Source organism: Sphaerisporangium viridialbum, from assembly GCF_049674955.1.
Lineage (GTDB): Bacteria > Actinomycetota > Actinomycetes > Streptosporangiales > Streptosporangiaceae > Sphaerisporangium > Sphaerisporangium viridialbum.
In genome coordinates this window covers 8,783,755-8,807,993 of sequence record NZ_CP187232.1, presented here as the reverse complement: position 1 = coordinate 8,807,993, position 24,239 = coordinate 8,783,755, and the positions used below count along the sequence as shown (strand labels likewise).

Sequence of the window (24,239 nt, the reverse complement as noted above, 5' to 3'; positions counted from 1 at the left end):
GCACCCCCCATCTCCCCGTTGAATTGAGGCGACAAGTGAAAATACGATCGTCAGCCACCTGCGTGGCCCTGTTCGCGGTCACCATGACGCTGTCGGCATGCGGGTCCGCGGACCCGGCGACCCCCGCGGCCTCGGCCGGGGGCGGCTCCGCCGCCGCCGGTGGCAAGGTCGGCGTCGACTTCCCCCGCGCGGACTCCGACTTCTGGAACTCCTACAACAAGTACGTGCCCAAGCTGGCGAGCGAGCTCGGCCTGGACCTGATGCCGCCCACCAACTCCCAGAACGACGTCTCCAAGCTGGTCTCCAACACCCAGGCGCTGGTCAGCCAGGGCGCGAAGGCCATCGTCATGGCCCCGCAGGACACCGGGGCGATCGCCACCACGCTCGACCAGCTCGCGAGCAAGAAGATCCCCGTCGTCACCGTGGACACCCGGCCCGACAAGGGCGAGACGTACATGGTCGTCCGCGCCGACAACCGCGCGTACGGCGAGAAGGCCTGCAAGTTCCTCGGCGAGCAGCTGAAGGGCAAGGGCAAGGTCGTGGAGTTCCAGGGGTCGCTGTCGTCGGTCAACGGCCGTGACCGCTCCGAGGCGTTCGCCGAGTGCATGAAGGCGAACTACCCGGGCATCACGGTCTTCGCCGAGCCGACCGAGTGGGAGGGCGCCAAGGCCTCCGCCGCGCTGCAGACCCGCCTCACGCAGCACCCCGACATCAACGGCATCTACATGCAGGCCGGCGGCGTGTTCCTCGCCCCGACCCTGCAGCTGCTGAAGTCCAAGAACCTCCTGGTGCCGCCGACCGACCCCAAGCACATCTTCATCATCTCCAACGACGGCATCCCGCAGGAGTTCCAGGCCATCCGGGACGGCCAGATCGACGCCACGGTCTCCCAGCCCGCCGACCTCTACGCCAAGTGGGCGCTCACGTACGCCAAGGCGGCGCTCGAAGGCAAGACCTTCGCTCCCGGCAAGACCGACCACGACAGCACGATCGTCGACGTGGGCGGCGGCCGCCTTGAGGACCAGCTCCCCGCGCCGCTGGTCACCAAGGAGAACGTCGACGACCCCAACCTCTGGGGCAACCAGGTCAAGTGATGCCGGAATCCACCACCCCGGCCGTCGAGGCCCGGAGCGTCACCAAGCGCTTCGGGCCGACGACGGCGCTCGACGACGCGGGGATCGTCATCGGCGAGGGCGAGACCCACGCGCTGGTCGGCCGCAACGGGGCCGGCAAGTCGACGCTGGTCTCGATCCTCACCGGCCTCCAGCGCCCGGACCAGGGCGAGGTGCTCTTCGCGGGCCGCCCCGCCCCCTCGATCGCGGACCGTGACGGCTGGCGCGGCCAGGTCGCCTGCGTCTACCAGAAGTCCACGATCATCCCCACGCTCACCGTCGCGGAGAACCTCTTCCTCAACCGCCAGTCGGCCCGCGGCCCGATCAACTGGCGCTCGCTGCGGGCCCGCGCCCGCGACCTGCTCGACCAGTACGGCGTGGACGTCGACGCCGGCCGCCTCGCGGGCGACCTCGACGTCGAGCAGCGCCAGCTCCTGGAGATCGCCAGGGCGCTGTCGTTCGGCGCGCGGTTCATCATCCTGGACGAGCCGACCGCGCGGCTCGACGGCCCGGCCATCGAGCGGCTCTTCGTCCGGATGCGGGCGCTGCGGTCCCAGGGCGTGACGATGATGTTCATCTCGCACCACCTGGAGGAGGTGTACGAGGTGTGCCAGGCGGTCACGGTGTTCCGCGACGCCCGGCACATCCTCACCAGCGCGGTCGGCGAGCTTCCGCACGACGAGCTGGTCTCGGCGATGACGGGCGAGGCCGCCGCGGGCTACCAGGCCCGCTCCCGCAAGGCCGACGCCAGGGCGAAGGTCGTGCTCGGCGCGGAGAAGCTGACGCTCGCCGGCCGCTACCAGGACGTGGACCTCGCCGTCCGCGCCGGGGAGATCGTCGGGCTCGCCGGTTCCGGCAGCAGCGGCAAGATCGGCCTCGCGGAGACGCTGGTCGGCCTGCACGCCGCCGACAGCGGCAAGGTGACGGTCAACGGGGGCAGTCCCCGCCCCGGGGACGTCACCTCGGCGCTGCGCGCGGGCCTCGGCTTCGTTCCCGAGGACCGGCACAAGGAGGGCTTCGTGCCACTGCTCTCCATCGCCGAGAACGCGACCCTCCCCATCGCCCACAAGCTGGGGCGCTTCGGGGCGGTGTCCCCGGCCTTGCGGCGGGCGAGGGCCGAGCGCATGATCGAGGACCTGGACATCAAGACCACCGGCCCGTCCCAGCCCGTCGGGGACCTGTCCGGCGGGAACGCGCAGAAGGTCGTCATGGCGCGCGCGCTCGCGGATGACCCGAAGGCGCTCGTCGTGATCAACCCGACCTCGGGAGTGGACGTGCGGGCGAAGCAGGCGCTGCTCGGTGCCGTCGAGGACGCCGCGGAACGCGGAGCCGGGGCCGTGCTGGTCTCCGACGAGCTGGACGACCTGCGCATCTGCGACAGGGTCGTGGTGATGTTCCACGGCCGGGTCGTGAAGGAAGTGTCACGAGGCTGGGCGGACGCCGAGCTCGTGGCGGTCATGGAAGGTGTCGACGCACGATGACTGAAACGACCGTGACCTCTCCCGGCACTCCGGGCGGCTCTCCCGGCTCTCCGGGCAAGACGCGTTCGGGACCGTCCGGCCTGCGGATCGCACGGTTCCGCGACCTCGCCCTGGTCCCGGCCATCCTGCTGCTGATGGTCGTGGGCGCGCTGCTCGAACCGGCGTTCCTCAGCGGCGACAACCTGACCAACGTGCTCCAGCAGCAGACCGAGCTGTCCCTGCTGGTGCTGGCGGAGGCGATGATCCTCATCGCCGGGAAGTTCGACCTGTCGCTGGAGTCCACCGTGGGGCTCGCCCCCGCGCTGGGCGTCGGCCTGGTCATCCCGGCGGCCTCCAACGGCCTCGGCACCGACTGGCCGTCCGCCCTCGGGATCCCCATCTGCCTGCTGATCGGTGTGATCATCGGAGCCTTCAACGGGCTGCTGATCCTGCGGTTCAAGCTGTCGGCGTTCATCGTGACGCTGGGCATGCTGATCGTGCTGCGCGGCCTGCAGATCGGCTTCACCGGCGGCCAGAACCTGTTCGCGCTGCCCGAATCGTTCCTTTATCTGGGCAACGCGCGCTGGCTCGGGCTTCCGGCGTCGATCTGGATCTGCGGGGTCGCCTACATCGCCGGCATCGTGACGCTCGGATACTTCCGGCACGGCCGGTCGATCTACGCCATCGGCGGCAACGTCGACGCCGCCCGCGCGGCGGGCGTACGTACCGACCGGGTGGTCTGGGCGGTGTTCATGATCGGCGGGCTGCTCGCGGCCCTTTCCGGCCTGCTGATGACCGGCCGGCTCGGCTCGGTGGCGGCGGCCCAGGGCGACGGCATGATCTTCACGGTGTTCGCCGCGGCGGTCATCGGCGGGGTCAGCCTCGACGGCGGCAAGGGCACGCTGTTCGGCGCGCTCTGCGGCGTGCTGGTGCTCGGCCTGATCAACAACATCCTCACGCTGGCCGGCGTCTCGGCCCAGTGGATCCAGGCCATCTACGGAGGAATCATCCTCATTGCGCTGATGCTGGCCCGGGTCACCAGCGGAAAGGCGCAGGACTAGGTGAGCACGGCCGCACGTACCAGGACGCGAGGCACCCCGTGACCCAGCGCATCGCCCTGCGCACCCGGCTCAGGCCGGGTGCCGAGGAGACCTACGACAGGGAGCACGCGGCCATCCCGGCCGAGCTGGAGGCCGAGATGCGCGAGGCCGGGGTGCGTTCGTGGAAGATCTGGCGGGACGGCCTCGACCTGTTCCACTATGTCGAGGTGGACGACTACGCCGCGCTCCAGGCCAGGCTGGCGGGCAGCGCGGCGAACCAGGCGTGGCAGCTCCAGATGAACCGCCTGCTCGACGGCGACTTCGACCCGTCCAGCACGGGGCTGCGCATGGTCTGGGAGATGTAGATGACGCCTGTGGACGCGACGACGAAGGAGACCTGAGTGGAGAACGGGATCGTGGGCCGGGGAGCGCGGGTGACCACGTTCGGGTTCGGCGCCGCGCCGATCGGCAACCTGTTCTCGGCGATCAGCGACGAGCAGGCCGGGGAGGCGATCGAGGCGGCCTGGGCCGCCGGGGTCCGCTACTTCGACACCGCCCCGCACTACGGGCTCGGGCTCTCAGAGCGCCGTCTCGGCGCCGCGCTCCGCGGCCGGCCGCGTGACTCGTACACGCTGTCCACCAAGGTGGGCAGGCTGCTGGTGCCGTCCTCGGCCGGCGGGCGCGACGACCAGGGCTTCGACGTGCCCGCGGACCACCGCAGGGTCTGGGACTTCTCCCGCGACGGGGTGCGCCGCTCGATCGGCGAGAGCCTCGAACGCCTCGGGCACGACTCGGTCGACATCGTCCTGATCCACGACCCCGACGACCACTGGGCGCAGGCGGCAGGCGAGGCCTACCCCGCGCTCGCCGAGCTGCGCGACGAGGGCGTGATCAAGGCGGTCGGGGTCGGCATGAACCAATGGCAGATGCCGGCGCGCTTCGTCAGGGAGACCGACCTCGACCTGGTCATGCTCGCCGGGCGCTACACCCTGCTCGACCAGTCGGGCGCGGACGAGCTGCTGCCGCTCTGCGAGGCGCGCGGCGTCGCGGTGTTCGCGGCCGGGGTGTTCAACAGCGGGCTCCTCGCCACGCACGACGCGACCGGCACGTACAACTACGGGCCCGCGCCGGCCGCCCTGGTCGAGCGCACACGGCGCATCGCCGCCGTCTGCGAGCGGTACGGCGTGACGCTCCCGCACGCGGCCCTGGCCTTCCCCTCGCGGCACCCTGCTGTGACCTCCGTGGTCGCCGGCGCCAGGTCCGCCGGGGAGGTCGAGCGCAACGCCGCCCTCGCCGCGGCCCCGGTGCCCGGCGAGCTGTGGACCGCGCTCGCCGGGGAGTCCCTGATCGCCGACCCGACCATGGAGAGCCGGCGATGATCGACGCGCACCACCACCTGTGGGACACCACGCGCCGGCACTACCCCTGGATGGCGGGGGAGGCGCTCGCGCCGCTGCGCAGGCCGTACGGCATCGGCGACCTGCGGCGGGAGACCGAGGCGGCGGGCGTCGAGCGCACGGTGCTGGTGCAGACGGTGGCCGCGGTCGAGGAGACCGAGGAGTTCCTGGCGACCGCCGCCGCGTCGGACGGGCTCATCGCCGGGGTCGTCGGATGGGTCGATCTCACCGACCCCGGAGTCGCGGACGTGCTCATGCGACTGCGCACCGGCCCGGGTGGCGAGCTGCTGGTCGGCGTGCGGCACCCGGTGCAGGACGAGGAGGACCCCGCGTGGCTCGCTCGCCCGGACGTGCGGCACGGCATCCGCGCGGTGGGGCAGGCGGGGCTCGCGTACGACCTGCTCGTGCTCACGCCGCAGCTCCCCGCGGCCAGAGACGTCGTCCGTGACCTGCCGGGCGTCCGCTTCGTGCTCGACCACGCGGCCAAGCCCCCGATCGCGTCGGGCGTCACCGAGCCGTGGGCGAGCGAGATCAAGGCTCTGGCCGAGTCGCCCAACGTGACGTGCAAGCTCTCGGGCCTGGTGACCGAGGCCACCTGGACCGACTGGGACGCCCCCCGCATCGCCCCGTACGCCGACCATGTCCTGTCGTGCTTCGGCGCCGACCGCGTGATGTTCGGCTCCGACTGGCCCGTCTGCGAACTCGCCGCCACCTACACCCAGGTCACCGCCCTCGCCCACCACCTCGCCACCAACCTGACGAGGTCAGAACACACCCAACTCTTCACCACCACGGCCAGGACGGTGTACGCCTTGCACATTTGACCGGCTCGGGATCCTCGGTCCCAGCGCGGGGCTTCTCCTAGCCGGCGACATCCGGTTCGAGGCCGCTGGCGGGACGGAGCATCGGCAACTGGAAACCGTGTACGCGCAAGCGGCCCAGAACCGTCTGCAGCCCTTCGCGTATGTAGGGGTAGACCTCCACCCAGGCGACCTGGTCGCCGAACACCTTGAGCGAGGCGGTGTCTTCGGTGAGCGCGGTCTCCAGGCCGGCGTCACGGGGGCCGTAGGTCACCACCATCGAGATGGCGAACGTGACGATGGCCTCGTCATCGTCGTCAAGGACCTCGCCGGCCAGGTCGAACTTGTAGGAAAGGGAGCCGTCGGCGGCGGCCGCCGCCGCGCCGAGCGCCAGCTGGAGCCTGGACCCGCTTCCCGGCTTCAGCCTCTCCCCGGAGAAGGCCACGGGCGCGATGTCCTGCAACTCGACCTGGTCGCTGATCATCTTGACGAGATCGGCGGAGTCTTCTCCCGCTTGCTCGCTCATCACGTCACCAGCGAGCTTGTACCGAGAGAGATGTACTGATCAGGAGAAGGCACCCGTGGAGCCATGGGGTGGACTTCCGCCTCCAACCGGATGCTCTCCGTGCTGCCGATGGGTGCCGACTTCCACTGGATCAGCAGGGGACGCCCCTCGGGCTCGCCGGTGAGGAAGACACCGGACGATGTGGCCTGAGGACGCTTGACACGCCAGTCGTGGGACACCGGGCGCACGGCTCGTTGCTCGACCGTGGCGCGTCGCGGCTCACCCGCCGGCACCAGCCGGATGTCCGCTTCGAAGCCCATGGCGTGAAGGTAGTCCGCGAGGGTGTCGATCCGCAGGTTGCCGTCTCCGCGGAAGATCTGGTTGACGGCCGAACGACGGAACCCGAGCCGCTTGGCGAGATCGCTCTGCGACCCCCCGAACAGGTGCAGGGCCTGGTGCAGAACCGACAGGACCTCATGGCGCAGCCTGGCCGCCGCAAGAGCTCTGGCACCTCTCGTGGTGGCCGCGAACCGCTCGTACAGGTTTCTCACGACGCCAGATCCTCCTTCCTGACCCAGATGGCTTCGTCGATCTGCTTCCTCGGTGTCTTCAACGATCTCTTGAGGAACCCACTGGTGATACGGATGGCGTTGGCCGGGGAGGCGGGAACATCGAAGAACGGCAGCCGGACATCGCCCGCTTTTATCTCTCTTATGCCATCTCGCAGGTCATTGAGGTCCCGAGGAATGGCCAGCGAGCCTGTGTATGCGTATCGCTCGAATCGTACGAGGATATCGGCGAGCCGTTTCGCGTCCTTCTGGCTGCGCGATTTTTCGAGCCGCGTTATGAAAGCGTCGGCTCTGGCCGCTCCTTCACGGGTGCGTGCCGCCTCGATCATCTTGGCCGACCCCCGTTCGTAGTAGATGCGACCGCAATCGGGACACGCGCTTCGCTGTACAGTCAAAACTGTACCTCCTGGGGGGCCGCTTGTCTTCAGCAGAAGTCAAAGGATCAACCTTGACACAGAAGATTGCGATGCCGCGCTCAATTGCCACCAATGCCCTTGATTCAGGGCGCTCGCCAGGGAGCGCCTATTCCTTCTAGTGGTGGAATGTCGTATTTGGAGGCTCGGGTGAGTGTGTTGCCATTACGGCTGCCGACGTTGGCGGTTCCAGGACTTTCGGGATAGCTGGTGTCCGTTATTTAGTGATTTGGAATGCCGAAACTTGCTGACCTGGTTCGATCGCCATGTTGGTCTCTGCGGCATCCTGGCGCGATGTTCGCGTGCGAGATCGGGCGGTGGCCTCCGGCTGCTGTCCGCTTTGGGGTGTATGACTGGATTGCCGTGACGTCTGCCTGCGCATCCGGACGGCTGCTCCAGGAGGTCACGCCTGCGATCTTCGATGGCCTGACGGAGGACGGGGTGCCCGGATGTGCTGGAGTACGCAGCGCTTTCAGTGTGACTGCGGCTGATGATTGCGCACTCTTAGCGTGACATTGGCCGGAATTATCCTAATGTCGGGTATATCTGCAAATGTTGCCGAAGGGTGGTCTGAATAGAGCGAGGGAGACTTCATAATGGTGGTGCGCAATGGGCTCGCGGCCATGTTGCTGCCGTTGGCGCTGCTGGATACGGGCGCCTGCTTCGCAAGGGCTCAGGCCGAGCCGGTGCGTAATAGTCAGGAGCCGGTGCTGGCGCTTGGGCGGTTCGCGGCTTATGGGGCTGGGCAGGTGGCGGTCACTTATGACGCGAAACTCGTTCCCACCGGTGCCGCCGCGGCCGTGGCGTACGTGCCGGCGGGCGACGCGCTCGCGTACGTGCAGTTGAAGGCGCACGGCCTTCTGCCCAACCGGAAGTACGGCGCGCACGTGCACAACAACAAGTGCGGGGCGAAGGGCGAGGACGCGGGGCCGCACTACCAGCACACGCAGGATCCCGTCACTCCCTCCACCGACCCGAAGTACGCGAACGCGCGCAACGAGATCTGGCTGGACTTCACGACCGACGCCCAGGGCAACGCGTTCTCGCGTTCCGCCATGGACCGGAAGTTCACCGACCGGCACCCGCACTCGGTGGTGATCCATACCGAGCACACCCACACCGGACCCGGTCACGCGGGCCAGGCGGGGGCACGCCTCGCCTGCATCGACGTCGACTTCTGAGATTGCCTTCCATGGCAGATGAGCGTGCGGCCGGGACCGCCCGGCCGCATCTCGGCATGGCGGCCCGGTGCGGTCAGGAGGTGCGGGACGCGGTGCCGGAGTAGCGGGAGGACGTCTCGCCCGGTCTGGTGACCTCGAACGCCAACTGGTCGGCACCCTCCGGCGAGATCCGCACCGTGCTCGGGTAGCACTGGTCGCCGCGCACCTGGTCGAGCCGGAAGGTCGCCGTCGCGGCCTGTCCGCCGAGCCTGGTCAGCCGTCCCGTGCAGTGCAGGTCCGCCCCCCACCGCATGGTCCCGGGTCCCGTGACGCCCTTCAGGAGGATCTCCACGGGGAACACCCGCCCGGCGGTCGGATGCTCGGCGCTGCCGGTCCACCGGCCCGCGTACGAGAAGCCGGCGGGTCCTCCCCGGGAATCGCTCCCCTCGGTACGGAGGTTCGCCTGCCACAGCGTGACCCCGATCGCGCCGGCCACCAGGACGGAGATGGCGGCCACGAGGGCGTGCCACCTCGGGCGTGTACGTGCCGGGGGGCCGGAGTCCGTCTCCAGGCGGCCGTGACCGCCCGCATCCCGCTCTGACGGGACCGTGGCCGCGCCCTCGCGGCCCTCCACAGGGGCGGAGTTGAGTGTGGACGGGCCTTGGTGGTCGCCTTCCACGGGGGTGAAGGTGAGCGTCGAAGGGCCGTCGTGGTGGTGTGCCGCGGGGGTGAACGTGAGCGTTGAGGGGCCCTGGTCGTCCTGTTCCGGGGTGAAAGGGAGCGTTGAGGGGCCCTGGTCGTCCTGCTCCGGGGTGAAAGGGAGCGTCGAGGGGCCGTGGTCGTCGGGGGGTTGGGGCCGCGAGGCGAGGGTGGCACCCGTTTCCAGCACCTCGCCGGGGAGCGGGGCGGCCCCTTGACCGATGAGGCGGCGCAGCACCTCGTCCGCGCTCGGCCGCCGGGACGGGTCCGCGGCCAGGCAGGCGACGACGATCTCGCGCAGTGACCCGGTGAGCGGGTCGAGGTCCGCCTCGCCGAACAGGATGCGGCCCAGGGTCGCCTCGAAGGAGCCGGCGGCGTACGCGTGCCGGCCGCTGGCGGTGAAGGCGACCGTCAGGGCCCAGCCGAACATGTCCGCCGACGGCCCGGCACGCTCGCCCTTGAGCTGTTCGGGAGACAGGTAGGCGGGCGTGCCTATCGGCACCCTGCCCGTGGTGGCCGTGGTGTTCATCAGCCGCGAGACGCCGAAGTCGATGACGCGCGGCCCGTCGGGGGCGAGCAGGACGTTCCCCGGCTTGAAGTCACGATGGACGACGCCCGCGCCGTGGATGGCCGCCAGCGCGGTGGCGGTGCCGACGGCCACCCGGTCGAGCGAGCCGCCCGTACGGGGGCCCTCCGCCGTGATGTGCTCCTGGAGCGAGACTCCCTCCACGTACTCGCTGACGATGTACGGGCGGTCGCCGTCGAGGTCGGCCTCCAGCACCTGGGCGGTGCAGAAGGGCGCCACCCGCCGCACCGCCTCCACCTCGCCGATGAACCGGCGGCGCGCCTTCTCCTCGTCCAGCCGCGAGTGCATCAGCTTGACCGCGACGCGCGAACCTTCGGGGGAGCGGCCGAGGAACACGACTCCCTGGCCGCCCCGGCCGAGACGTCCGAGCAGCCGGTAACGGCCGAGTTGCTCGGGATCTTCGGCGCGGAGGGGGGACGGTTCGGACATGTGCCCATGACTACCACGACTCCCCGGCCTAGGAGGTCGTGGCGGGCTCGGGGGTCGTGACCGGGGCGGAGGAGGGGCGGGCTCGGTAGCGGGTGAAGGCGGGCAGGGCCAGCCCGATCACGGCGGCGCCGGCGACGGTGGCCAGGCCACCGCTCACGGCGCTGAAGGACGGTGACACCAGCGAGCCGACCGCGCCCGCGCGGAAGTTGCCGAGCTCCGGGCATCCCACGCCGACGACGTGGTTGGCGGCGCCCACCCTCCCGCGAAACCGGTCGGGCGTGACGACCTGGACGATGGTCGTGCGGAACACCACGCTGACCACGTCGGCGGCACCGGCGACGGCGAGCAGGGTGAGGGCGAGCCACAGGTCGTGGGCCAGGCCGAACCCGGCCAGGCCGGCGCCCCAGACGGCGCTCGCCACCAGGATGGCCAGTCCTTGGCGGGACGCCTGACCGACCCAGCCGGACAGCGCCGTGCCGAGGATGCCGCCGACCGCGACCGCCGAGGTGAGCAGGCCGAGCGTCTGCGTCGAACCACCGAAGCGTTCGGCGTTGATCAGGGGAAAGAGCGCGAAGGGCATCCCGAGGATCGTGGCGTTCATGTCGGCGAGGAACGCCCCGCCGAGGATCCGGTCGCGGCCGATGAACCGCAGGCCCTCGCCGACCGACCGCAGGCTGGGCCGGGTGCCCCCGCCCTCGGGTGGCATGGCGGGCAGCCGGGCGATTCCGTACAGGGCCGCGGCGAAGCTCAGCGCGTCGACGAGGTAGCACAGCCGCAGCCCTCCGGCGGCGGCGATCACGCCGGCGAGAGCGGGGCCGATCGTCGCGCTGAAGTGGAAGGCGAACATGTTGAGCGCCGCCCCCGCGGGGACCCGCTCGGCCGTGAGCAGCCGAGGCAGGAAGGTGCTCCGCGCGGGACCGTTGACGGCGCTGAGCACGGACTGCACCGCGACCAGGCAGTACAGCAGCCACAACTGGTCGAGGCCCATGAACGCCTGCACCGCGAGCACGGCCGACACCCCGGTCAGGCAGCCGCTGGTCACCAGCACGAGCTTGCGCCGGTCGACGGCATCGATGAGCGAGCCGCCGGCGAGGCCGAACACGATCGCAGGGAGGGCCGAGGCGAGGCCGACCGCGCCGACCGCGATCGCGGAGCCGGTGAGCACGTACACCTGCAGGACGACCGCGAAGCTCGTCATCTGGCCGCCGATCGCGGACAAAGTGGACCCTGCCCAGAGCCGCCGGAAGGCGGGTGACTCCTTCAGGGGCCGGGTGTCGATGAGCAGGCGTCTTCGAGCCATGTCCTTCTCTTTCGCGTGGGGGATGCGAGCTCAGGCGTCGGATCGGCCGGACAGCGCATGGCGGAACGGGGCGTGGGACGGGTCGTCGAGTGTCAGCGCGGCGTCGGCGATGCGCTCGCGGAAGGGACGCCGCTCCAGCGCGTCGGAGAGGGCCGCGAGCAGCTCGCCGAACGGGACGGGCAGCTCGGCGTCAAGCGCGGCGGCGGCGGCACTGGTCGCCGCCCATTCGGCCTGGATGGCGGGAAGCAGGGACCGCGCCTTGGCACTCAGGCGCACGATGTGCTGGCGGGCGTCGTCGCCCGGCTCCAGCGTGACGAGGCCGCGCCGGCTCATCTGCGCCACCGTCTGGCTCGCCGCCGAGTGGGTGACCGACACCGCGCGGGCCAGGTCGCGTATGGAGCTCGGGCCCAGCTCGACGAGGGCCCGCACGATCGGCGAGAACCGGGGCCGGTAGTCCTCCAGCCCGAGGTCGGCACACGCTCTCGCGACATCGGCGTCCATCACGTCGAGCAGGTGCCGCAACCGCGTTCCCAGCCCGTTGTCCTGAGGTGACTTGTCCACAGCGAAACTATAACAGCGCTGTTATATCGGACTGGACATGAGCCGCTTCCCCACCGCCGGCCATCTGGCCTCCTGGGCGCGTCTGGCCCCCAAGGTCAAGGAATCAGCCGGTAAGAAGAAGGGCTCAAGCTCCACCGGTCACGGCAACCGCTACCTGGCCAGGATTCTGGGCGAGGCGGCCGTTGGCGCCAGCAAGACCCCGACCTTCCTCGGGGAACGCTACCGACGCATCGCTCGACGCCGCGGCAAGCAACGAGCCGTCGTCGCGGTCGGCCGTTCCATCCTCACCATCGTCTGGCATCTTCTCTGCGATCCCAACGCCCACTTCATCGACCTGGGTCCCGACTTCTACGACAACCGCATCGGCCCCGAACGCAAGAAACGCAACCACGTCCGCCAACTCGAAGCCCTCGGCTACCGCGTAACACTCCAGCCCGCGGCTTGATCAACCAATCTCACGACCCAGACGGGCCACTCCGTCCGAGGTCCGCTGACGCCTGCCCAACTACTGTCCGATTTTCGGATTAGACGAGTTCGGCAACTGACTCCTGGTGGCGAACGCCTGGGGTGCTGTCGTCGGTGGTTCGGCCACCGGAGTTCGACTCCAGACCAGGAAGGGGCGCTTGATCCTGGCGTTGGAGGGAATGATGATCTATGTACTCCCGCGTCATTCTTGCGCAAGGTCGAGTGGTTGACACTGGCAGGTCGGTAGAGTTCAGGCGACGCATAACCGGTGGAGAGAGTAGACATGGCCGCCTCGGCAGACCACGTGAAGGCCCTTGTCAGAGCCCACGCGGCGGGCGACCAGGAGGCCTTCTACTCTGTCGCCCTGCAGATGGCGGCAAAGGCGGCGAGACAGGGCCACACGCGGCTCGCGGGTGAGTTGCGAGACCTTGTGGACGGGCTCAAAGAGGAGCCGGCCCCTCGGGTCACCCCGACGCCGGTGGTCCAGCCACGCGGCGAACTAGCGGACCTGGTCACCGCAGGCTATCCAACCGTCAGATTGTCTGACATGACACTGGCCGAGGACGTGCGAGCGAAGCTGCAGCGCGTTCTGCATGAGCAGCGCCAGCGCGAGCGGCTTGCCCATCACGGGTTCTCACCTATTCACAGGCTTCTGCTCGTAGGGCCACCGGGCACGGGCAAGAGCATGACGGCGTCGACCTTGGCCAAAGAACTGAGCCTGCCTCTGTTCACGATCCGACTCGACGCACTGATCAGCCGGTTCATGGGCGAGACGTCCGCAAAGCTTCGAGTGATCTTCGACGCCACGAAGAAGACTCGGGCCGTCTACTTGTTTGATGAGTTCGACGCGCTGGGTGCCGAGCGTGGGGCAGGCAACGATGTCGGGGAAGCACGGCGGATCCTCAACACCTTTCTGCTCTTCTTGGACGAGACCATGCCCGAAAGTCTCGTCGTCGCCGCCACCAACCATCCAAGCTTGCTAGACCGCGCGCTTTTCCGGCGGTTTGACCTGGCTATTAGCTACGATCTACCCAGTCGAAGGCAATCACTGGAGGTCTTCCAACGTCGGCTCGTGTCCGTTGATACGAGTGCGGTGGACTGGGATGAGGTCGCCGGCCACGTGGAAGGGCTGAGCCAGGCAGAGCTTGTCCGGGCTGCCGAGGGCGCCGCCAAGCGGGCGATCCTCCAGGATACCGACGCTCTCGACACTGGAAGCGTGATAACGGCTTTGGATGAACGGCGGATCTCCTGGGATGACCGAACCCCCGACCGGACCTCAGGCAACTGATCGACGATTCCCCCATGTGCGAGTGCCTTGGCATGGCCAGGACGTCGACTACCGGGGGCGAGGTGGCGGTCCCCCCTCCCGCTCGCATTCGATCTTTGATCGGCGCGCTCACGCGGAAGGGTTGAAACGAGACCTGCGTGACGCCCAGAATCAGGCTCAGGACGAGCAGCGCGGGTTCCCGGCCGACCTGCGTCCGGATGGTCTGCTTCTCTGCGCCGAGGGCTGGATCGATGAGCCTGGTTACGAGCTCGCGCTCGCGAGCCTGGACGCGGACGGCGCGACGTTGCTTGCCGTTATGCCACCCGACGAGACGCGTCCCGAACGCGCTGTGGTGTGGATGCCGGAAGATGCCCTTGGCAAGTTCCTTCGCAAACTGGATCAGTACGCGACGGAGGAGACTACTCGCGGGCAACCCAAGAACCAGAAGCTTGCGGCCAACATCCGCTCGATCAAACGAGCGGCGCTGGCTCAGCTCTGGCAGGAAGAGACATCGTTTCCCGAAGACGCCGAGGCGCACTGGTGGGAGCTGTGGCTGGCCCGTCTGCCCCAGAGTCCGGACCCAGGCGAGCAGCTTGTCCGCGCCGCGAGCGAGCTGGGTCTCATAGTGGGACGACAGAGGCTGGCCTTCCGGGAACGTGCCATAGCGATGGTGCATGGCACCGTGGAACAGCTCGGCGCTCTACTTACCACGAACTGCGTAGTCGCCGAGATTCATCGGCCATTGCGGGTCGATGAGGTCTTCGGTGTCGACCCGGACACGCAGCGAGAACTGATCGATCACCTGGTCGAGCGCATCGAGTTGGCTCATCCGCTCTCGCCAGCCGTTACACAGCTCGACACCGGGGTCGCGTCCGCGCACCGGCTCCTGCGCGGTTCGATAGATGGGATGCACAGCGTGCTTCCCGGAGCCACCTCGGCCGACGAACACGGGCACGGCACCAGCATGGCGGGTCTCGCCCTCTACGGTGACCTACGCGGTGCCCTCGCCGGGAACGGCATAGTACGGCTTTCACACCGCCTTGAGTCGGTGAAGTACGTAGACCCTACGAGGCTGGAATCCACCACGGCTCCCGAGCTGTACGGCGCCGTAACAGCGGATGCGGCTGCCCGTGTCGAGATCGATGCTCCCGCTCGGCAAAGAGTGTTCTCCATGCCGGTTACCGCTACGAACGGGGCATCGAGAGGCCAGCCGTCGTCCTGGTCCTCCGCGCTTGACGCGATTTCCTTCGGGACCGACATCTCATCAAGCCCGACCGGTATCACGCTGCTGGGCGAGCCTGAGGTCGCTGCCCGTCGTCTCTTCGTCGTTTCTGCGGGCAACGCGTCATATCCCATGCATGCGCCGACCGGTCTGCCTGACCACCTTGAGTTCTGCGACAGTCAGCGGGTAGAAGACCCCGGCCAGGCGTGGAACGTGCTAACCATTGGCGCGGTCACCGAACTGACCGACGTGCCGCAGAACGGCAGTTTCCAGAATTGGCAACCGGTAGCTCCCCCCGGAGAACTTTCTCCGTACAGCCGCACGTCGGTTCTCTTTGATGGCCCTTGGCCGGTTAAACCCGACATCGTGCTCGAAGGCGGAAACCTGCTCACCGACCCAGCGGGCGTGGAGCAGGGAAGCCACGATGTCGTGAGCTTGCTCACGACATCGCATCTAGGAGGTCTCACCACGGCCAATGCCACCAGTGCCGCCACCGCCCAGGCCGCCCGGCTGGCCGCGCTGGTGATGGCCCGCTACCCAGGCCTATGGCCGGAAACCATCCGGGGCCTGCTCGTACATGCGGCCGAATGGACTCCCTTAATGCGGCAACGGATCGTGGCTAGAGGGGTGACGAAGGCTCAGCGAGCGGCTCTGCTCCGGCGTTACGGCTGGGGAATCCCCACGGAAGATCGGTTGCTCTATAGCGCCTCAAGCGACGTCACGATGATCATCCAGGATGAATACCGGCCCTTCGAGCGTGAGAGGTCCGGCGTCAAGATGAGGGCGCTCCGCCTTCACGAACTCCCTTGGCCGCGTGAGCAACTGCTGGGGCTGCTCGATGCGACGGTACGGATGCGGATCACCTTGTCGTACTTCGTTGAGCCCAATCCGTCGAGCCGAGGCTGGGACGTTCGATACCGCTATCCGTCACATCAGCTGCGCTTCGACGTCAAAAGGCCCACCGAGACGGTCCAGGAGTTCAAGGCACGCATCGGTCGCGAGGCACAACTGGAGGAGGAGAATCACGCTCCCGCGCCGTCCGCACCGGATGGCCGCTGGCTGGTAGGGCCCATCAACCGGCATAAGGGCTCTCTGCACGCGGACATCTGGGAGGGTTCGGCTGCCGAGTTGGCCGAAGGTGGCGCCATCGCGGTGGTCCCCGTGGGAGGTTGGTGGAAGGACCACCGTCGGAGAGACCGAGCCAACCTCCCGGTCCGATACGCACTGCTGGTCTCGCTCACCAGCGAGGAGATAACGGATATTTATACGCCTATTACTACAAAGATAGGCATACCGGTTGAAATCGCCCTATAGAGTCTGACTCTCCGCTCACGGTGCGGGCCTCCGCCGTACGGCCTAGGTTGGCGCAGGCGGCGAGGTAGCCGTAGCCCGCGAGTTGCGAGTTGCGAGTTGCGAGTTGCGGGTTCGGTGGCGAGGTGTGTTGATTGCCTGGAGTCCTATCCCTTCTCGCATGGTCACAGGGCTCGGCGGAGCCATTCTTCGACGCCGGCGACGTGCACTGTGGCCCAGGCGTGGGCGACGTCCGGCTGGTGGCTGGCGATGGCCTCGTAGATCGCCGTGTGCTGCTCCCGGGTCTTCGCGGTGGCACCCTCCTGGGTGAGGCCCCGCCAGATGCGCGCCCGGGTGGTCGGGCCGGAGAGGCTCTCGATCAGCGAGCACAGCACGGTGTTGCCCGAGCCCTTGGCGATGGCCTGGTGGAAGTCCAGATCGTTGGCCACGAGCTGCTCGATGTTGGGGTCCTCCGGCAGGGCTTCGAGGATGGTTCGCAGCTCCTCGACGGCGTCCGCGCTCATGTTGGCCGCGGCCATCGCCGTCGCCGAGGGCTCCAGGATGCGGCGGACCTGGAAGAACTCCAGCACGGTGTCGTCGCGGTGGAAGTCGACCACGAACGAGAGCGCGTCGAGGAGCAGCCGGGGCTCAAGGCTCGTGACGTACGTGCCGTCGCCCTGGCGCACGTCGAGCACGTTGATCAGCGCGAGCGCGCGGACGGCCTCACGGAGCGAGTTGCGGGAAAGGCCGAGCCGCTCGGCGAGGTCGGCCTCCTTCGGCAGCCTCGCGCCGGGGGCCAGCTCGCCCGAGACGATCATTCCCTTGATCTTGTCGATCGCCGCGTCCGTGACCGCCACGGAGTCACCACCCCTAGAGTTGCGCAGTTCAAGCCGATACATCCGATGTCTAGGAGTGTATGCGGTCAGTGTGTCGGGGCCGTGAACCGTACGGGATCACCGGGAGTGCCAGGCTCGCGACGGATCAGCCCGCGGGCCTCCAGTGTCCGCAGGTGCGCGGCCGCCTCGCCCGCCGCCATCCCGCGCTGCATCGGCGCCAGATCGCTCCAGGGACGGTTCCAGGTCATCCGCTCGGCGACTTCCCAGATCGTCGGTGAGGCCGGCGAGAGCCCGGCCAGCAGGTCGCGCAGCTGGACGAGCTTGTCCTCGTGGTGAGCGCGGATCTCGGCCGCGCGCGTGGCGGCGTCGGGGAACGTCCACTCGTGCGCGGGCAGGGCCTCGACGCTCCCGAGCCCGGCCACGCGCTCCAGGGAGGTCAGGAAGTCGCCCAGCGGGTCGAGGTCGGTCCGGTCATACGGATAAATCCCGATATGCGGGGTGATGCCGGGGAGGACGTGGTCCCCGGTGAAGAGCCGGTCGGCGTCCTCCAGGTGCAGGCAGACGTGCCCGGGCGTGTGCCCGGGGGTCCACACCGTGCGGAGCCTGCGGCCCGGCACGTCGATCAGGTCGCCGTCGCGGAGCTCCACGTCGGGCAGCGCGGGAGGATCGGGCCGGCCGGACAGCGCGACCGCGTCCGCGTCGGACCCCGCGCCCGCCCGGCGCATCATGTCGGCCTGGAAGTTCCGGTGGGGGCCCTCGGCCAGCTCGTGGATCAGCCGTACGAGCGCGGCGTCCGCCTCGTGCATGGCGATCCAGCCGCCGGACTCCTCGCGCACCCGCCCGGCGAGCCCCGCGTGGTCGGGATGGTGGTGCGTGACGACCACCCCGCGCACCGTACGGAGGTCGATGCCGAGCGTGGCCAGCCCGTCCCTGAGCGCCAGCCAGGCGTCCTCGTGGTTCCACCCGGCGTCGACCAGCACCGGCCCGGCCGGGGACTCGACGGCGTACACCAGCGTGTACCCGAGGGGGTTGCCGGGGATCGGCACCGGGACGCTCCACACCCCGCCGCCGAGGTCGGCGGGCCGCTGCGCGCTGTACGGCCTGCGGCGCGTCTTCACACGCGCTCGAGAACGGTGGCGGTGGCGAGCGCGCCCCCGGCGCACATCGAGACCAGGGCGGTGGAGGAGTCGGACCTCTCCAGCTCGTGGAGGGCCGTGGTGATCAGGCGCGAGCCCGTCGCGCCCACCGGGTGGCCGAGCGCGATGGCCCCGCCGTTCACGTTGACCTGGTCCATGTCCGGTTGGTGGACGGTCGCCCAGGACAGCACGACGGCGGCGAACGCCTCGTTCACCTCGAACCTGTCGATGTCGGCGATCTTCATGCCCGACACGGCCAGCGCCTTGGCGGTGGCGTCCACCGGGCCGTCCAGGTGGTAGTACGGCTCGGCGCCGACCAGCGCCTGGGCCAGGATGCGGGCGCGCGGGCGCAGGCCCTGCCTGGCGGCGGCCTCCTCGCTCATCAGCAGCACGGCCGCCGCGCCGTCGGAGATCTGGGAGGACGTGCCCGCCGTGTGTAACGCGTTCTCGCCGAGCACGGGCTTCAGCCTGCCCAGCCCCTCGGCCGTGGTTTCGCGCAGGCCCTGATCCTTCGCGACCCTGCGGCTCTCGCCCGTCGGCCGGCCGTCCTCGCCCAGCACCGGCGCGGTGACCGGGATGATCTCGCGCTCGAACCGGCCGTCGGCCCAGGCCTCGGCGGCGAGCCGCTGCGACCGCGCGCCGAACGCGTCGAGGCGCTCGCGCGTGAGCCCGCGCCGCCTCGCGATGCGCTCGGCGGCGGTGAACTGGTCGGGCAGGTCGATGGACCAGTCGCCCGGCCGGGGCTTGGCGGGGAGCACGTTGCTGCCGAGCGGCTGGCGGCTCATGGCCTCGACGCCGCAGGCGACGCCGGCGTCGATGACGCCCGCCTGGATGAGCGCCGCGACCAGGTGGACGGCCTGCTGGGAAGAGCCGCACTGGGCGTCCACGGTCGTCACGCCCGTCTGGTACGGCAGGCCGGCGTAGAGCCAGGCGTGGCGTCCGACGTGCCCGCCCTGCTCGCCCGCCTGGGTCACGCATCCGGCGAACGCCTGGCCGATGGTCGAGGGGTCGACGCCGGACTTCTCGACCACGCCCCTCATGGCCGTCGCCAGCAGGGCCATGGGTTTGAGCCCCGCCAGCCAGCCGTTGCGCTTGCCGATCGGGGTGCGTACGGCCTCGACGATCACCGGCGTGCCCATGCGGGCCTCCTCAACGTCCGAACGTTGTTCTAGCCGAGACTGTAACGGGTTCTATTTTGACGTGGAAGCCCCGGTCGCGGGGTTCAGCTGCCGAAGTCGCTGAGCAGGCGCCCGGCGGCGATCTCGATGCGGCGCTGGATCTGCTCGTAGGTGCGGCGCCCGCGGAGCATCTCGAGCAGCTCGTGCACCCAGATGCTCGCGAGCGAGCCCGCCAGGGCGAACTCCTCCTCGGTCGCCGACTGCGCGGTGAGGCCGTTGCCCGAGACGCGCAGGAGCAGGCCGGCCATGCGGTCGCCGAAGGGGGTGTCGACCTCGGCCATGATCAGCGAACGGATCAGCGCGTCCGCCAGCTCGGGCTCGCGCATGAGGCCGCGGGTGGCCCGCATGAGCACGTCGACGGCCCGGCCGGCCGGGGAGGCCGCGCTCGGTGGCCGCCGCTCGATGCTGCTTTCGAGCAGGTCGATCTCTTCGCCGACGACGGCGACGACGAGATCCATCTTGGAGGGGAAGTAGCGGTAGAGCGTGCCGAGGGCCACCCCGGCGCGCTCGGCGACGGTGCGCATCTGCATGGCCTCGACGCCGCCCCGGGAAGCGAGCGCGGCGGCGGCCTGGACGATGCGCTTGCGCCGCTGGAGCTGGCTGCGCGTGCGGACGCCGGAGGACACCGGGGCCGCTGGAGGCGGGGGCGTCACGCGATCGCCGCCCTCGGGCCCGGTGGGGGCGGGGACGGCCGTGGTGCCGGCATGCGGGGTGCGCATAAGAACACGTTACCGGATTACCCGCAGGTAGGCCTTGTTACTGGCCGGTCACAAAGAACGCCGGTCTTGCATGACGTTTGTGTTGCGAGGAGATATCCGGCGGCTTCTCGGTAAATCCCCCTGGACACAGATTAGAATCTGTTCTAGTTTGCGGCTGACCAGGTCATGGGAGGCGTCATGTCGGCGGACACGCTCGCGGGGCTGCTCCAGGCGAGGGCGCGGGACGACGGGCCCGGCCTGCTCTTCGAGGACCGCACCTGGTCGTGGCGCGCATATGTGGCCGAATGCCGCGACCGCGCCGCCTGGCTCAGCGGGCTCGCGCGCGGCCGTTCAGCGGGGGAGCCCGACGCATCCCATTCCGGACTGGAGCACTGATGGACCTCATCCCGGACGACCGGCACCCCCTGGAGCGCTGATGGACTTCACCCTGGACGAGACGCAGGCCGAGCTGAGGGAACTGGCCGTGAGCCTGTTCGGCCGGGAGGCCACGCCGGAACGGCTCACGGACCACGAGAAGGGCGGCCGGCCGTACGACGCCGGGCTCTGGGAGGCGGCGGCGCGGGCGGGGCTGATCGGCGCCTGCCTGCCCGAGGACGTCGGGGGCGCCGGGCTCGGCGCGGTCGAGCTGGCCGTGATCCTGCGCGAGGCGGGGGCGAAAGTGGTCCCGGTGCCCATTCAGGACAGCCTGGTCGCGGCGATGGTGATCGGGCGGTACGGCTCGGCGGGGCAGCGCGAGAGGCTGGCCCGCCTGGCCGAGGGCGAGATCGTCCTGACGGCCGCGCTGCTGGAACCGGGCCGGGACCTCGGTGCGCCACCCCGGACGACGGCACGACGATCGGGGGACGGATGGGTGCTCTCCGGGCGCAAGACCATGGTGTCCTACGCCGCCGAGTCCGACGCCATCCTGGTGCCGGCCCAGACCGAGCAGGGCACCGGCCTGTTCCTGGTGAGGCCGGGCGACGCGGCCGTACAGGCGGTGCCGGCCTCCACCGGAGAGCCCGCGGCGGCCGTGATCCTCGACGGCACCCCCGGTGAGCCGGTCGGCGAGCCCGACGGCGCCGCCTACCGCGCGCTGCGACTGCTCGCCCTGGTCGCGATCACCGCCAGTGCCTCAGGCGTGCTCGCGGGGGCGCTGGAGCTGACGACGGAGTACATCAAGGCGCGCAAGCAGTTCGGCCGCGCGCTGGCCGAGTTCCAGGCGGTGACGGTGCAGATCGCGGACGTCTACATCGCCGGGCGGGCGCTGGACGTGGCGGTCTGGTCGGGTGCGTGGCGGGTGGACGCCGGGCTCGGCGACGAGGCCGAGCTGGACCTCGCCGTCGCCACGCACACCGTGACCGACGCCGCGCTCGCCGGCCTCTACACCTGCCAGCACCTGCACGGCGGGATCGGCCTCGACGTGACGTACCCGCTGCACCGCTACTTCGCCTGGGGCAAGCACCGTGCCCACCTTCTCGGTGGCGTGGAGGCCCGGCTCGACACGATAGGAGCGCTCGTCTGATGCTGATCGACCTCACCCCCGAGCAGAAGCGGCTCCGCGCGGAGCTCCGCGACTACTTCGGCGCGTGCCTGACCGAGGAGGACCGCAGGAAGATCGCCCAGGACCCGTTCGGCCAGGCTTACATCGAGCACTGCCGCAGGCTCGGCCGCGACGGCAAGCTCGGCCTCGGATGGCCCAAAGAGTACGGCGGCGCCGGTCTCGGGCCGCTGGAGCAGCAGATCTTCGCCAACGAGATCGCCCGCGCCGAGGTGCCGTACCCGATCATCACGCTGCAGACGGTCGGCCCGACCCTGATGCAGTACGGGACGCCGGAGCAGAAGGAGTTCTTCCTGCCCAGGATCCTCGCGGGGGAGTGCCACTTCGCCATCGGGTACAGCGAGCCGGGAGCCGGCACCGACCTCGCGTCCCTGCGCACCACGGCCGTCAGGGACGGGGACCACTACGTCGTCAACGGGCAGAAGATCTTCACCTCGGGCGCCCACTACGCCCAGTACATCTGGCTGGCCGCCCGCACGGACCCGGACGCCAAGAAGCACCGCGGCATCTCCATGATGATCGTCGACACCACCGACCCGGGATACTCGTGGACGCCCATCGTGACGATGGACGGGCGCCACCACACCAACTCCACCTACTACGCCGACGTCCGCGTGCCGGTGGACATGCTGGTCGGGGCGGAGAACAAGGGCTGGGACCTCATCGTCAACCAGCTCAACCACGAGCGGGTCACGCTCGGCCCGGCGGGGAACATCGCCCACGTGTACGACCGGTTCGTCGCGTGGGCGCGGCGCACCGGCGCGATCGAGGAGCCGGCGGTGCGGCGGGCCATCGGGCGCGTCTACGCCTACTTCCGCACGAACGAGCTGCTGAACTGGCAGGTGGCGGCGAACATGGACCTCGGCTGGCTGGGCGCGCCCGACGCCTCCGCCACCAAGATCTACGGCTCAGAGCGCATGCAGGACGTGGGCAGGATCGTCGGAGAGACGCTCGCCAGGTACGGCGACCCGTCGGACCCGGAGACCGCCGCGTTCGTCGACGTGCTCGACCACGGGGTCAAGGGCGCGGTCGTGCTGACCTTCGGCGGCGGCGTCAACGAGGTGCAGCGCGAGCTGATCGCGATGCTCGGCCTCGGACTCCCGCGACCGCCTCGCTGACGCCCTTCCAATCACCAGGCCGGAAGGCCACCGCAGCGCTTAGGAGAGAGATTGACGACGGCTGAGTCGAGCATCCACGAGCGGCTGACCGCCCTGGCGGAGCGGCAGATCGCGGTGGGTGAGGTACGGGGGGTCGCCGCCGCCGACCCGGTGAACCTGCCGATGATCCACCACTGGACCGACGCCATGGGGGACGCCAACCCCGTCTACACCGACGAGAAGTTCGCCGAGGGGAGCGTGCACGGGGAGATCGTCGCCCCGCCCGCGATGGCGCAGGTGTGGACGATGCCCGGGTTGCGGCGCGACAAGGGCGTGGAGAGCCCGGTGGACGGCGTGCTCGCCATGCTGGACGCGGATGGCTTCACCGGGGTGGTGGCCACCAACTGCGAGCAGACCCACCACCGCTACCTGCGGCTGGGCGAGCGGCTCGTACCCGGCACCCGGATGACGGGCCTGTCGGGGCCGAAGACCACGGCGCTCGGCGTCGGATATTTCGTGACTTGGCTGGTGACCTGGTACTCCGGGAACGAGCCGGTAGCGGAAATGATGTTCCGGGTACTGAAGTTTCGTCCCCGGGAGAAGAAAGCAGCGCCCGAAGCGCGCGAGCCGTACCCCCTGAAGCCCGCCGTCAACAGGGACACGGCGTTCTTCTGGGAGGGTGTGCGGCAAGGCGAACTACGGATCCAGAAATGCGGCGACTGTGGTGAGCTGCGGCATCCGCCGGGACCGGTCTGCCCGTCGTGCCGGTCGGTCAACCGGTCGTACACCGTGGCGAGCGGGCTCGGCGAGGTCTACAGCTTCGTCGTCCACCACAACCCGCCCGTGCCCGGGATCCGGACGCCTTTCGTGGTGGCCGTAGTTGAACTACCCGAAGGCGTACGCATTGTCGGGAATGTTGTGGAATGCGGGCCAGAAAAGGTGGGTATCGGTATGCCGGTGCGTGTGACATACCGCGAGATGGACGACGACCTCGTCCTGCCGATGTGGGAACCCCGGGAGCCGTGATGCGCACGTTGACGCAAGACGACATCGAGTGCGGGGCGGTGCTCCCGCTCCTGCGCATCGAGCTGAGCCCGACGATGGTCATCGCGACGGCGCTGGCCACCATGGACTTCACCCCCGTGCATCACGATGTGGAGCTCGCGCAGGCTCAGGGCTCCAAGGACATCTTCCTGAACATCCTGACGACCATGGGGCTGGTCGAGCGCTACGTCACAGACTGGGCCGGGCCCGAGGCGCTGATCCGCGGCATCAACGTACGGCTGGGCGTCCCCGCGTACGCCGGTGACACGATCACCTTCAGCGGGACGGTCGCGTCGCGGGAGGGCGGCGAGGTCTCGGTCGACGTGCGCGGGGCGGTCAGCCTGGGCGACCACGCCACCGGCACCGTCCGCTTCTGCCTCCCCGGCTGAGCGCCGCCGTCAGGGCCGTCAGTCGGGT

At 69.4% G+C, this 24,239-nt stretch carries 25 protein-coding genes; 15 read left to right on the top strand and 10 right to left on the bottom strand.

Annotated elements, in window-relative coordinates; all coding sequences use genetic code 11:
• The first annotated feature begins 35 nt into the window (after positions 1-35).
• Genes ACOZ38_RS39600 through ACOZ38_RS39575 form a run of 6 tightly spaced genes read left to right on the top strand, consistent with a single transcriptional unit; the run spans position 36 to position 5,833 of the window.
• Positions 36-1,094 (top strand): sugar ABC transporter substrate-binding protein, encoded by a 1,059-nt coding sequence (locus ACOZ38_RS39600; protein WP_424536044.1) that lies wholly within the window; start codon positions 36-38, stop codon positions 1,092-1,094.
• Positions 1,094-2,593 (top strand): sugar ABC transporter ATP-binding protein, encoded by a 1,500-nt coding sequence (locus tag ACOZ38_RS39595; protein WP_424536043.1) that lies wholly within the window; start codon positions 1,094-1,096, stop codon positions 2,591-2,593. Before ACOZ38_RS39600 ends, ACOZ38_RS39595 begins: the two co-directional genes overlap by 1 nt.
• A complete protein-coding gene (locus ACOZ38_RS39590) occupies positions 2,590-3,633 on the top strand; it encodes an ABC transporter permease (protein ID WP_405141328.1) in 1,044 nt (347 codons plus the stop codon). Before ACOZ38_RS39595 ends, ACOZ38_RS39590 begins: the two co-directional genes overlap by 4 nt.
• 38 nt (positions 3,634-3,671) lie before the next feature.
• Positions 3,672-3,977, top strand: coding sequence for an L-rhamnose mutarotase (locus ACOZ38_RS39585; protein ID WP_405141327.1), 306 nt, complete (start codon positions 3,672-3,674; stop codon positions 3,975-3,977).
• Between the two features lie 36 nt (positions 3,978-4,013).
• Positions 4,014-4,991 (top strand): aldo/keto reductase, encoded by a 978-nt coding sequence (locus ACOZ38_RS39580; RefSeq protein ID WP_424536042.1) that lies wholly within the window; start codon positions 4,014-4,016, stop codon positions 4,989-4,991.
• The gene (locus tag ACOZ38_RS39575) at positions 4,988-5,833 is read left to right on the top strand and encodes an amidohydrolase family protein (protein ID WP_424536041.1); all 846 of its coding nucleotides are present in this window, start codon (positions 4,988-4,990) and stop codon (positions 5,831-5,833) included. Before ACOZ38_RS39580 ends, ACOZ38_RS39575 begins: the two co-directional genes overlap by 4 nt.
• A 37-nt stretch (positions 5,834-5,870) precedes the next feature.
• Here the strand turns inward: ACOZ38_RS39575 and ACOZ38_RS39570 are convergent, their stop codons facing one another.
• From ACOZ38_RS39570 to ACOZ38_RS39560, 3 genes are read right to left on the bottom strand one after another with little or no spacing between them, the layout of a single operon-like run.
• Positions 5,871-6,335 carry a hypothetical protein gene (locus ACOZ38_RS39570; protein WP_424536040.1) on the bottom strand — a complete coding sequence of 155 codons (465 nt, stop codon included), beginning with the start codon at positions 6,333-6,335 and terminating at the stop codon, positions 5,871-5,873.
• Positions 6,335-6,865 (bottom strand): helix-turn-helix domain-containing protein, encoded by a 531-nt coding sequence (locus tag ACOZ38_RS39565; RefSeq protein ID WP_424536039.1) that lies wholly within the window; start codon positions 6,863-6,865, stop codon positions 6,335-6,337. The genes ACOZ38_RS39570 and ACOZ38_RS39565 overlap by 1 nt, the downstream gene beginning before the upstream one ends.
• Complete coding sequence (locus ACOZ38_RS39560) at positions 6,862-7,212, bottom strand: hypothetical protein (protein ID WP_424536038.1); 351 nt, start codon at positions 7,210-7,212, stop codon at positions 6,862-6,864. Before ACOZ38_RS39560 ends, ACOZ38_RS39565 begins: the two co-directional genes overlap by 4 nt.
• A gap of 680 nt (positions 7,213-7,892) precedes the next feature.
• Here ACOZ38_RS39560 and ACOZ38_RS39555 point away from each other — a divergent pair.
• Positions 7,893-8,477, top strand: a complete 585-nt coding sequence (locus ACOZ38_RS39555) for a superoxide dismutase family protein (protein ID WP_424536037.1) — start codon at positions 7,893-7,895, stop codon at positions 8,475-8,477.
• Between the two features lie 73 nt (positions 8,478-8,550).
• On the opposite strand, the gene ACOZ38_RS39550 is transcribed toward ACOZ38_RS39555, so the two are convergent.
• Genes ACOZ38_RS39550 through ACOZ38_RS39540 form a run of 3 tightly spaced genes read right to left on the bottom strand, consistent with a single transcriptional unit; the run spans position 8,551 to position 12,031 of the window.
• The gene (locus tag ACOZ38_RS39550; protein ID WP_424536036.1) at positions 8,551-10,170 is read right to left on the bottom strand and encodes a serine/threonine-protein kinase; all 1,620 of its coding nucleotides are present in this window, start codon (positions 10,168-10,170) and stop codon (positions 8,551-8,553) included.
• A gap of 28 nt (positions 10,171-10,198) precedes the next feature.
• The gene (locus ACOZ38_RS39545; RefSeq protein WP_424536035.1) at positions 10,199-11,470 is read right to left on the bottom strand and encodes an MFS transporter; all 1,272 of its coding nucleotides are present in this window, start codon (positions 11,468-11,470) and stop codon (positions 10,199-10,201) included.
• Positions 11,471-11,500: 30 nt separating this feature from the next.
• The gene (locus ACOZ38_RS39540; RefSeq protein ID WP_424536034.1) at positions 11,501-12,031 is read right to left on the bottom strand and encodes a MarR family winged helix-turn-helix transcriptional regulator; all 531 of its coding nucleotides are present in this window, start codon (positions 12,029-12,031) and stop codon (positions 11,501-11,503) included.
• Positions 12,032-12,068: 37 nt separating this feature from the next.
• Here ACOZ38_RS39540 and ACOZ38_RS39535 point away from each other — a divergent pair, with 37 nt between their 5' ends.
• From ACOZ38_RS39535 to ACOZ38_RS39525, 3 genes are all read left to right on the top strand, one after another.
• Positions 12,069-12,476 (top strand): transposase, encoded by a 408-nt coding sequence (locus ACOZ38_RS39535; protein ID WP_424536033.1) that lies wholly within the window; start codon positions 12,069-12,071, stop codon positions 12,474-12,476.
• A gap of 303 nt (positions 12,477-12,779) precedes the next feature.
• The gene (locus tag ACOZ38_RS39530; RefSeq protein WP_424536032.1) at positions 12,780-13,784 is read left to right on the top strand and encodes an AAA family ATPase; all 1,005 of its coding nucleotides are present in this window, start codon (positions 12,780-12,782) and stop codon (positions 13,782-13,784) included.
• Positions 13,785-13,905: 121 nt separating this feature from the next.
• On the top strand, positions 13,906-16,299 hold the full coding sequence (locus ACOZ38_RS39525; RefSeq protein ID WP_424536031.1) for a S8 family peptidase: 2,394 nt from the start codon (positions 13,906-13,908) through the stop codon (positions 16,297-16,299).
• Between the two features lie 161 nt (positions 16,300-16,460).
• Here ACOZ38_RS39525 and ACOZ38_RS39520 read toward each other — a convergent pair whose 3' ends face one another.
• The 4 genes from ACOZ38_RS39520 to ACOZ38_RS39505 all read right to left on the bottom strand — a co-directional run bounded on the left by ACOZ38_RS39520 (position 16,461) and on the right by ACOZ38_RS39505 (position 20,144).
• A complete protein-coding gene (locus tag ACOZ38_RS39520) occupies positions 16,461-17,132 on the bottom strand; it encodes a FadR/GntR family transcriptional regulator (protein WP_424536030.1) in 672 nt (223 codons plus the stop codon).
• Between the two features lie 65 nt (positions 17,133-17,197).
• The gene (locus ACOZ38_RS39515) at positions 17,198-18,229 is read right to left on the bottom strand and encodes an MBL fold metallo-hydrolase (RefSeq protein WP_424536029.1); all 1,032 of its coding nucleotides are present in this window, start codon (positions 18,227-18,229) and stop codon (positions 17,198-17,200) included.
• Complete coding sequence (locus ACOZ38_RS39510; RefSeq protein WP_424536028.1) at positions 18,226-19,386, bottom strand: steroid 3-ketoacyl-CoA thiolase; 1,161 nt, start codon at positions 19,384-19,386, stop codon at positions 18,226-18,228. The genes ACOZ38_RS39515 and ACOZ38_RS39510 overlap by 4 nt, the downstream gene beginning before the upstream one ends.
• An 83-nt stretch (positions 19,387-19,469) precedes the next feature.
• Positions 19,470-20,144, bottom strand: coding sequence for a TetR family transcriptional regulator (locus ACOZ38_RS39505; RefSeq protein ID WP_424536027.1), 675 nt, complete (start codon positions 20,142-20,144; stop codon positions 19,470-19,472).
• Positions 20,145-20,321: 177 nt separating this feature from the next.
• Between ACOZ38_RS39505 and ACOZ38_RS39500 the strand changes: the two genes are divergently transcribed.
• The 5 genes from ACOZ38_RS39500 to ACOZ38_RS39480 are packed head-to-tail and all read left to right on the top strand — an operon-like array spanning position 20,322 to position 24,211.
• Positions 20,322-20,519, top strand: coding sequence for a hypothetical protein (locus ACOZ38_RS39500; protein ID WP_424536026.1), 198 nt, complete (start codon positions 20,322-20,324; stop codon positions 20,517-20,519).
• A 40-nt stretch (positions 20,520-20,559) separates the two neighbouring features.
• The gene (locus ACOZ38_RS39495) at positions 20,560-21,645 is read left to right on the top strand and encodes an acyl-CoA dehydrogenase family protein (RefSeq protein WP_424536025.1); all 1,086 of its coding nucleotides are present in this window, start codon (positions 20,560-20,562) and stop codon (positions 21,643-21,645) included.
• Positions 21,645-22,799: an acyl-CoA dehydrogenase family protein gene (locus tag ACOZ38_RS39490; RefSeq protein ID WP_424536024.1), complete on the top strand. Its 1,155-nt coding sequence runs from the start codon at positions 21,645-21,647 to the stop codon at positions 22,797-22,799. The genes ACOZ38_RS39495 and ACOZ38_RS39490 overlap by 1 nt, the downstream gene beginning before the upstream one ends.
• A gap of 51 nt (positions 22,800-22,850) precedes the next feature.
• The gene (locus ACOZ38_RS39485; protein WP_424536023.1) at positions 22,851-23,804 is read left to right on the top strand and encodes a bifunctional MaoC family dehydratase N-terminal/OB-fold nucleic acid binding domain-containing protein; all 954 of its coding nucleotides are present in this window, start codon (positions 22,851-22,853) and stop codon (positions 23,802-23,804) included.
• Complete coding sequence (locus ACOZ38_RS39480) at positions 23,804-24,211, top strand: MaoC/PaaZ C-terminal domain-containing protein (protein ID WP_405141311.1); 408 nt, start codon at positions 23,804-23,806, stop codon at positions 24,209-24,211. The genes ACOZ38_RS39485 and ACOZ38_RS39480 overlap by 1 nt, the downstream gene beginning before the upstream one ends.
• Positions 24,212-24,239 lie beyond the last annotated feature (28 nt).

Bases quoted from the DNA above. Each gene is read 5' to 3' on its own strand.
- ACOZ38_RS39590 (WP_405141328.1), top strand. From the start codon at position 2,590: ATGACTGAAACGACCGTGACCTCTCCCGGCACTCCGGGCGGCTCTCCC.
- ACOZ38_RS39495 (WP_424536025.1), top strand. From the start codon at position 20,560: ATGGACTTCACCCTGGACGAGACGCAGGCCGAGCTGAGGGAACTGGCC.
- ACOZ38_RS39595 (WP_424536043.1), top strand. From the start codon at position 1,094: ATGCCGGAATCCACCACCCCGGCCGTCGAGGCCCGGAGCGTCACCAAG.
- ACOZ38_RS39535 (WP_424536033.1), top strand. From the start codon at position 12,069: ATGAGCCGCTTCCCCACCGCCGGCCATCTGGCCTCCTGGGCGCGTCTG.
- ACOZ38_RS39505 (WP_424536027.1), bottom strand. From the start codon at position 20,144: ATGCGCACCCCGCATGCCGGCACCACGGCCGTCCCCGCCCCCACCGGG.
- ACOZ38_RS39550 (WP_424536036.1), bottom strand. From the start codon at position 10,170: ATGTCCGAACCGTCCCCCCTCCGCGCCGAAGATCCCGAGCAACTCGGC.
- ACOZ38_RS39560 (WP_424536038.1), bottom strand. From the start codon at position 7,212: ATGATCGAGGCGGCACGCACCCGTGAAGGAGCGGCCAGAGCCGACGCT.
- ACOZ38_RS39530 (WP_424536032.1), top strand. From the start codon at position 12,780: ATGGCCGCCTCGGCAGACCACGTGAAGGCCCTTGTCAGAGCCCACGCG.
- ACOZ38_RS39500 (WP_424536026.1), top strand. From the start codon at position 20,322: ATGTCGGCGGACACGCTCGCGGGGCTGCTCCAGGCGAGGGCGCGGGAC.
- ACOZ38_RS39555 (WP_424536037.1), top strand. From the start codon at position 7,893: ATGGTGGTGCGCAATGGGCTCGCGGCCATGTTGCTGCCGTTGGCGCTG.
- ACOZ38_RS39490 (WP_424536024.1), top strand. From the start codon at position 21,645: ATGCTGATCGACCTCACCCCCGAGCAGAAGCGGCTCCGCGCGGAGCTC.
- ACOZ38_RS39480 (WP_405141311.1), top strand. From the start codon at position 23,804: ATGCGCACGTTGACGCAAGACGACATCGAGTGCGGGGCGGTGCTCCCG.
- ACOZ38_RS39510 (WP_424536028.1), bottom strand. From the start codon at position 19,386: ATGGGCACGCCGGTGATCGTCGAGGCCGTACGCACCCCGATCGGCAAG.
- ACOZ38_RS39545 (WP_424536035.1), bottom strand. From the start codon at position 11,470: ATGGCTCGAAGACGCCTGCTCATCGACACCCGGCCCCTGAAGGAGTCA.
- ACOZ38_RS39570 (WP_424536040.1), bottom strand. From the start codon at position 6,335: ATGAGCGAGCAAGCGGGAGAAGACTCCGCCGATCTCGTCAAGATGATC.
- ACOZ38_RS39575 (WP_424536041.1), top strand. From the start codon at position 4,988: ATGATCGACGCGCACCACCACCTGTGGGACACCACGCGCCGGCACTAC.